Consider the following 7,853-nt stretch of genomic DNA (forward strand, 5'->3'; position numbering starts at 1 on the left):
TCAACATTTAACAATTGCCAAATGGTATGCTTTTCTAAATGATCTGGACATGCTGGATATCCTGGTGCAGGACGAATTCCTTTGTATTTTTCTTTAACCAACTCTTCATTGGTTAAGGCTTCACTAACTGCATAACCCCAATGTTTGGTTCGGATTTGTTTGTGTAAATATTCTGCAAAAGCTTCCGCAAATCGATCCGCAATTGCTTGTGCCATAATTGCGTTGTAATCATCATCTTTTTCTTTGTAACTATTTGCTAGTTTGTCTGCTCCAAATATTGCTACACAAAATGTACCCATATAATCTTGTTTGCCCGATTCTTTTGGCGCAATAAAATCCGACAATGCAATGTTTGGTACTTCCGCGCGTTTTTCTAGTTGTTGACGCAGTGTTCTAAAAACAGCAATTTCCTTTCCATTTTTTTGAATAGAAATATCGTCATCGTTGATTGTATTTGCTTCAAACAGTCCAAAAATTCCTTTGGCTTTCAATGATTGCTTGGTAATGATTTCTTTAATCATTTCTTGTGCGTCTGCATATAATTGTGTTGCTTGTTCTCCAACCACATCATCTGTTAAGATTGCTGGGAAACGTCCGTGTAAATCCCACGAACGAAAAAATGGACTCCAATCAATGAACGGAAGTAATTCTTTTAAACTGAGTTGTGTTAATTTTTGAATTCCAAGTTCTTTTGGTTTTACAATATTGCTTGTTTCCCAATCGATTTTATATTTTTTCTTTCGCGCTGCTTCTAGCGAAATGTATGATTTTGCTTTTTTACGTTTTAAGAATTTTTCACGGAATTCGTCATAATCTTGCTTTAGCTTTTCGCGATATTCCTTCGATTTTTTCTTGTTTAGTAAATCACCAACTACCGTAACTGCTCTTGATGCATCATTTACATGCACCACTGCATTTTTGTATTCCGGATCAATTTTTACAGCTGTATGCGCTTTGGATGTTGTTGCGCCACCAATTAATAATGGAATGCTAAAGTTTTGACGCTCCATTTCTTTTGCCAAATACACCATTTCATCTAGCGAAGGCGTAATTAAGCCAGACAATCCAATGACATCTACATTTTCTGCTTTTGCGGCTGCAATTATTTTTTCTGGTGCAACCATCACACCTAAGTCTACAATTTCGTAGTTGTTACAACCGAGTACAACGCTCACAATATTTTTTCCGATATCATGCACATCACCTTTTACAGTTGCCATTAATACTTTACCAATTGCTTGTTGCTTTTCGCCTTTTTCAGCTTCGATAAACGGATTTAGATACGAAACTGCTTTTTTCATAACACGTGCCGATTTTACGACTTGCGGCAAAAACATTTTTCCAGAACCGAATAAATCGCCCACGACATTCATACCAATCATCAGATTTCCTTCAATGACTTCAATTGGTTTTTTTGCTTTTTGACGTGCTTCTTCTACATCTTCAACAATGTATTTGTCAATTCCTTTTACGAGCGAATGTGTAATACGTTCTTGTAATTCGTAACTACGCCATTCTTGCACCGTTTCTGTGTCTACTTTTTTGATTCCTTTGAAAGCTTCCGCTAAATCTAATAAACGTTCTGTAGCATCTTCTCTTCGATCTAACACTACATCTTCTACGTGTTCTAGCAACTCTTTTGGAATGTCATCATAGATTTCTAGCATTGTAGGATTTACAATTCCCATGTTCATTCCAGCTTGAATGGCATGATATAGAAATACTGAGTGCATGGCTTCACGCACAACATTGTTTCCACGAAATGAAAACGACACATTACTCACTCCACCACTTACACTTACGTTCGGATAGTTTTCGCGTGTCCAACGTGTTGCTTCTATGAAATCAATGGCATTTTTGCGGTGTTCGTCCATTCCTGTTGCGACAGGAAATATGTTTAAATCGAATATGATATCTTCTTCTGGAAACCCAACTTTGTTTACTAATACATCGTACGAACGTGCTACAATTTCCAATCGGCGTTCGTAGTTATCGGCTTGTCCAACCTCATCAAAAGCCATGACAATTACGGCAGCTCCATACCGTTTGATTTGTGTAGCTTCCCAAATAAATTTTTCTTCACCTTCTTTGAGCGAGATTGAGTTTACAACTGATTTCCCTTGTACAACTTGCAAGCCAGCTTCAATAATATCCCATTTAGAACTGTCGATCATAATTGGCACACGACAAATATCTGGTTCGGCAGCAATAAGATTTAGGAATCGTATCATGGCTTCTTTTCCATCTATTAAACCATCGTCCATGTTGATGTCGATGATTTGCGCGCCACCATCCACTTGATGTCTGGCAATTGCCAAGGCTTCATCAAATTTTTCTTCTTTGATGAGTCGCAAAAATTTACGCGAACCTGCTACATTGGTACGTTCTCCAACATTGACAAAGTTGCTATTTTCATTTAAAACTAGTGGTTCTAAACCTGAAAGGCGCATGAATTTTGTTTGCTTCTTGGGTGTTTGGTGTTGGGTCTTTGGTGTTGGGTCTTTATCTTGCATTTTATATTTCGTTGTTCCTTGTTGTCGCTTTGCTCTTGTTTGTTGTTCGTGGCTTTGTTTATTTGTCAATTTGTTTTTTGACTTACAACCATTTGAACTTCATTTACACTTCGACAAGCGCAGTGTACTTTGTTCCTTTTTCTTTTTTGCCTTATGCTTTTACAGCCACTGTACGCGGTTTGTATTTTGCAGCTACTTCTGCAATTGCTGTGATGTGCGCAGGCGTTGTTCCGCAGCAACCGCCAATGATGTTGATGAGATTCTTTTTTAAGTATTCTTCAATTTGTGCTGCCATTTCTTCTGGTGATTCGTCATATTCTCCAAAAGCATTTGGCAATCCTGCATTTGGATGTGCCGAAATTGCAAAGTCTGTTTTGTTGGCAATGGCTTCTAAATGTGGTTGTAATAGGTTTGCTCCTAATGCGCAGTTAAATCCGACTGATAGTAACGGAATGTGTGATACTGAGATTAGGAATGCTTCTGCAGTTTGTCCTGATAATGTACGTCCGCTGGCATCTGTAATGGTTCCACTTAACATGATTGGAACAGTTATACCTCTTTCTGCTTTTACTTCTTCGATAGCGAATAAAGCAGCTTTTGCGTTCAAGGTATCAAATACAGTTTCTACTAGTAATAGATCAACTCCGCCATCTAGTAAAGCTTCTACTTGGAGTTTGTAGGCAATTCGCAACTCGTCAAAGGTTACTGCTCTGTATCCAGGATCGTTTACATCTGGCGACATACTTGCTGTTCGGTTTGTTGGACCAATGGAACCTGCTACAAAACGTGGTTTATGTGGTTCTTTTTCGGTGAATTCGTCCGCTACTTCTTTGGCTATTTTTGCAGATTCGAAGTTGAGTTCATAAACTAAGTCTTCCATTTGATAGTCTGCCATTGCAATGGTTGTACCAGAGAATGTATTGGTTTCTATAATGTCGGCACCAGCCGCAAAGTATTTTGCATGTACTTCTTTGATAGCGTGCGGTTGCGTTATAGAGAGCAAGTCATTGTTTCCTTGTAATGGTGTTTTATAATCTTTGAAACGTTCGCCACGGAAGTCTTTTTCAGTGAATTTGTATGCTTGTAACATGGTTCCCATAGCGCCATCTAAGACTAGGATTCTTTTTTCTATTTCGTTCCAGATGTTTTTCATTTGTTTGTTTTTCTTTTCGCTTCGACTTCGCTCAGCGTGCTTTGTTTATTACTTCTTACTGCGTTTAGTTGTTTCGACTTCGCTCAGCGTGCTTTGTTTGTTATTTTTTAGCGTTTTCTAATTTTTGTTAGAACTCCATTTTTTAGCTTCCAGATTTCTCGGAAACTTTGGCGTTAAGGATAGCAGCGGCATCCTTTTTTGTAAAAAAAAGATATATCGGATAGCCTGACCCGTTTGGGTAACGCCCAAATTATTGTTATCAAAAAAGTGTAAGGAAATGATGTGAATTTCGCTTGGTTATCTATCCGCTTTCGCAGTAGAATGTAGCACCTTCTTTAAGTGTAAAGGGTTGCTAAGGCTTCAATGGGTCTAATCCCTCGGCCTTTCTTGATAACGACAGTACATGTATGAACTATTGAGTACAAAGAAACGGCTTCCGAAAGGAAGATGCAAATTTTTTATACTGATTTTTAAGCGATAACGTTTTCGCATCTCGACTCCGCTCGATGTGACGGGTTTTGAGTAACAAACTTAATTTTGTAATTTGAGTTCTACAGATGGTTTGAGTTCGTAAAAGAATGTTACGTTTGGCGCATCGAGCGGATGTGCGATTTCCATTTCGAACGGAATGCTGAGTGACGACTCGTTTCTGTGTAACCAAATATCGTTGTGAATGTGCACTTTGGTATCGACAATCATGCTGTAGTATTTGTCATCACTTTCAAGATTGATGGTTATTGGCGCGAATGATTCTGGCAATGATTTGCTTCCATCATTGATTTTTACAGCTTCGCGAACGTTTAAGATTTCAGCAGCTTGTTTTTCTTTTTTTGTTGCTTCTCCTTCTTGTTCAGGATATGTTAAGCTTGCCGTTACGATGACATTGTTTGGAATGACAGCACAGTTTTCTGAGACTTGCGGTAACATGTTCCAAAGAATTGGCACATACGATTCTCTGTATAATAATGCATCTAGTGTTTCGCTGAAAAGAATTTGGTATTTTTTGGCATCTGGAATTTGAAACGTAACCGCATCGGCTGTGTAGTATTCTTTTACGTAATCTGTTAGTTCTAATGCGTTGATTAGTTTTTCTGCTGATTTTATGGAAGCTGCATTGATTTCTAATACTGAAAATTGTACTTCTGAAGCTTTGAATAGTGGCGCTACTAAGGTAACAAAAGGTGCATACGGTCCGCAACCTGCATAGAATATGTTGATGATTTCGTTTGGATGTTGTTGTTGCTTTTCGCGAATAAGCGTTACCATTCCGTCAAGGAGTTTTGCAGTTCTGCGATAGTCAAGTAAGCATGCAGCAGCGTGATTGAGCGATAGTGCCATTCCGCTTGCTGTTGGTACGGCTGCCATGTGTTGCATTCCTTCTCCTAGTTCGCCAATGTTGGTTGTTTCGAGATAGTGTTTGTGAATTTCGTCAACTGTATTTTTTATGGTGTCAAAATCTGATTGATTGTTAAGAATGGTCGTTGAAAGTTCTTTGATGGTATTGCGTAACATGCTTGTTTTGATTTTGCATAAAAGTAAGCGATGCTTTTGAATTTAACAACCCGTATTTCTATGTGTTTTGGATTTTAGCTAATTTCTGACATGTTTATTTTTAATAAAAAATGCAGAGCGAACCAAAGTCCGCTCTGCATTTTTTTAACATTGCACCCATGTATTCGACACACAACAATATGCTACTGCTGTGATACAGTTAACGGGAATCATTGCTGCATCATCTGGACAATATCCTCCTTGTGATGGACATAGAGAACGTAATCCTCCATGGATATTTTTTTGTGCTTGCTTTTTTAAAACTTTAGTTTTTTCGAGATTCTGAATTTTTTTTAACATGATTTCATTTTTAATTGACACCAAAAATATACTATTTTTCAATCAACTAAATACGGTTTTCACGTACTTAACATCGTTTTAATAAAAGAAAAAGTATGCTTCATGTAATTATACAAAGCGTGCTTTTTTGAAGCGTTTGCAGGAATTAGTAAATTACTTTTTGAATTTTCTGCTTGCCATTTTCTAACGTAACTTTTACGATAAGTGTACTATTTGTCGGTTTTAAATTAGTGATATCATACGTTTCCTCGCTTATATTTTTACGATCTATTAAACGTTTTCCAAGTATGTCATGTATGGTAATTTCATCTATTTGATTGTTGTATGCATGTACTTTTATTAGATTTTCGCTTGTTGTGATGATAATTCCTGTGTTTGAATTAAATTCTTCTACATCTAACGTATTATTTGTTTTCAAGTATTTTAATATAAAGCGATCTTCAAATTCCCCTTCTTCTGAGTAGAAATTGTATGGCATTAATCGTAAGTCATATATTGTATTTGTGTATAGATCTTCTAGATAGATTTTTTGATCTGCATTTTCAAAGAGTCCATCCAACGCATTGATAGCAATGGTATAGTTTCCGCTTTGCGCGATTTTGACACCGAGTGGCACTTCGTCAGTATCATTAAACGGAAGTGCTCTTCCTTGAATTGCCATTTTTTCTTCTCCTATTAAGGAATATACATGCGTAGGTGCATCGCTTAGATTGTTTCCATCAAAGAGTCGATCTTGATCGTTTGAAGCGCCTGTGATGTAACCAATTAAGGTAGATGCCGCAGTGTTGTTTGGCGAAATGATGTCTAACCAAATTCTGTTTTTTTCAATGGTTGTTGTGGTACTTTCCGTAGTGTTTTCAAATTGTATAGTTGCGTTGTCACTTGATCTGTAAAATTGATCGTTTGTATACGCTACTCCTCGCATTGTGTTGTTGAACTGAATCGTTGATGTCGCTGGTGCGGAATCGTCCATTAGGACAAAGAATGCTTGTCCTGCTGCAATGTTTCCATTGAATCCTGCAGGATTTGATCCTGTACTGTTATATTGGATGTAATCGTTTTCATTATAATTATATAGATAATCGCTATAAAAAGGAGTTCCATATGCATTACTTGGTGCACTTAAGTGTCTCCATAAATAGACCGTTCCTGTGATAGTTGACGGATTGGTATCATCTGTAATGACCGAAGCATTTGCTGCTATAAAGGCATCTGCTGAGATTGCTGATGGATACGGATTTCCAACTAAATTCCAATTGTCATCCAAATTCGTCGCATTGGTACTACCTGCACCAGGATAGTCAACTCCAGTGTAGGTTCCTCTAGTAACTGTTGTATTGATAATTCCATTGTTTGGGCGCCCTACAAATTCTGCAGTGTTGGCTATACTTGTTCCTGAGATTCCTCGGATGATGTATCCGTTTCCAATTCCCATATTTCCAGAAGCACTTTGCCATTCTCCATAGTTTCCTGCACCATTTCCAGCAACCGTTGGTGTCCATTGGTAAATAAAACCTGCTGCAGTTCCAGGAGATACATCTCCAATATCAAAACCTTCCACGGCTGATGACCAATAGATGTAGTCATATGGATTTACTGAGGAAGCAGTTCTATCCATATTAATTTCTCCTGTATTATTATTAGAAGTTACATCTGTTACTTGAATTAAGTTTGCTCCGTCTTCCATGTGAATTGTTCCTCCAGATTCTATATCAATCCAATCGGTTACTGTGATCGAAGATCCTGTAGCCATTTCTAAGTATCCACCATTTTTTACCGTAATGTTTTTAGCTAATCCATTACCTGTAGCTCTTGTATCTACTGAGAGTCCATTGTCTTTTATGATTACACAATCATCAGAAGTTGGTATGATACCTTGCGACCAATTGGCGGCTACTCCCCAAGCATCTGCTGCACTGTCAAATACTCTTGTGTTGTTTGTTACACTAAAGTTGGTACTTACCGCACCACAACCATTGGCAAGATTTGCATCAATGGTAAATGAATAGTCTGCTTCTTCTAATTGTGCCAGTGTCGGCATTGCGTATACTGTTTCGTAACTACCTGAAACATACGGTGCATCTCCAATATTATCGTTGTTAGTATCAATGTATAAGTCGATTATTCCTGATGGTGTCGTTGTCCAATCTACAGCAGTAACATCTTTGTCTCCAAATAGTTTTATATTGTCAACTGCGATTCCATCAGACCATTCTGCGAAGAAACGAACTCGCACACTTAGTGTAAGTTCATTGATATATGCTGATAAATCATACGATAGATTGTCGAATTTTGTTCCAATTCCGACATCTGCAATAATATCTGCTGTTAGTGCT

At 37.8% G+C, this 7,853-nt stretch carries 4 protein-coding genes and 1 riboswitch; all 4 genes read right to left on the reverse strand.

From position 1 onward, the window contains the following. Positions 1-2,513: methionine synthase (metH, locus tag AB8B65_RS03480; protein WP_405299468.1), on the reverse strand; the 2,513-nt coding region annotated here is incomplete at its 3' end. Between the two features lie 151 nt (positions 2,514-2,664). After that, entirely contained in the window at positions 2,665-3,666 is a 1,002-nt protein-coding gene (locus AB8B65_RS03485; protein ID WP_405299469.1) for a homocysteine S-methyltransferase family protein, read from the reverse strand. Positions 3,667-3,960: 294 nt separating this feature from the next. Continuing rightward, positions 3,961-4,063, reverse strand: a riboswitch (SAM riboswitch). A gap of 134 nt (positions 4,064-4,197) precedes the next feature. Next, on the reverse strand, positions 4,198-5,178 hold the full coding sequence (locus AB8B65_RS03490) for a phytanoyl-CoA dioxygenase (protein WP_405299470.1): 981 nt from the start codon (positions 5,176-5,178) through the stop codon (positions 4,198-4,200). A gap of 484 nt (positions 5,179-5,662) precedes the next feature. Beyond that, a partial coding sequence (locus AB8B65_RS03495; protein ID WP_405299471.1) for a T9SS sorting signal type C domain-containing protein occupies positions 5,663-7,853 on the reverse strand: 2,191 nt, incomplete at its 5' end.

Source organism: Kordia sp. (assembly GCF_045105435.1).
Taxonomy (GTDB): Bacteria; Bacteroidota; Bacteroidia; order Flavobacteriales; family Flavobacteriaceae; genus Kordia.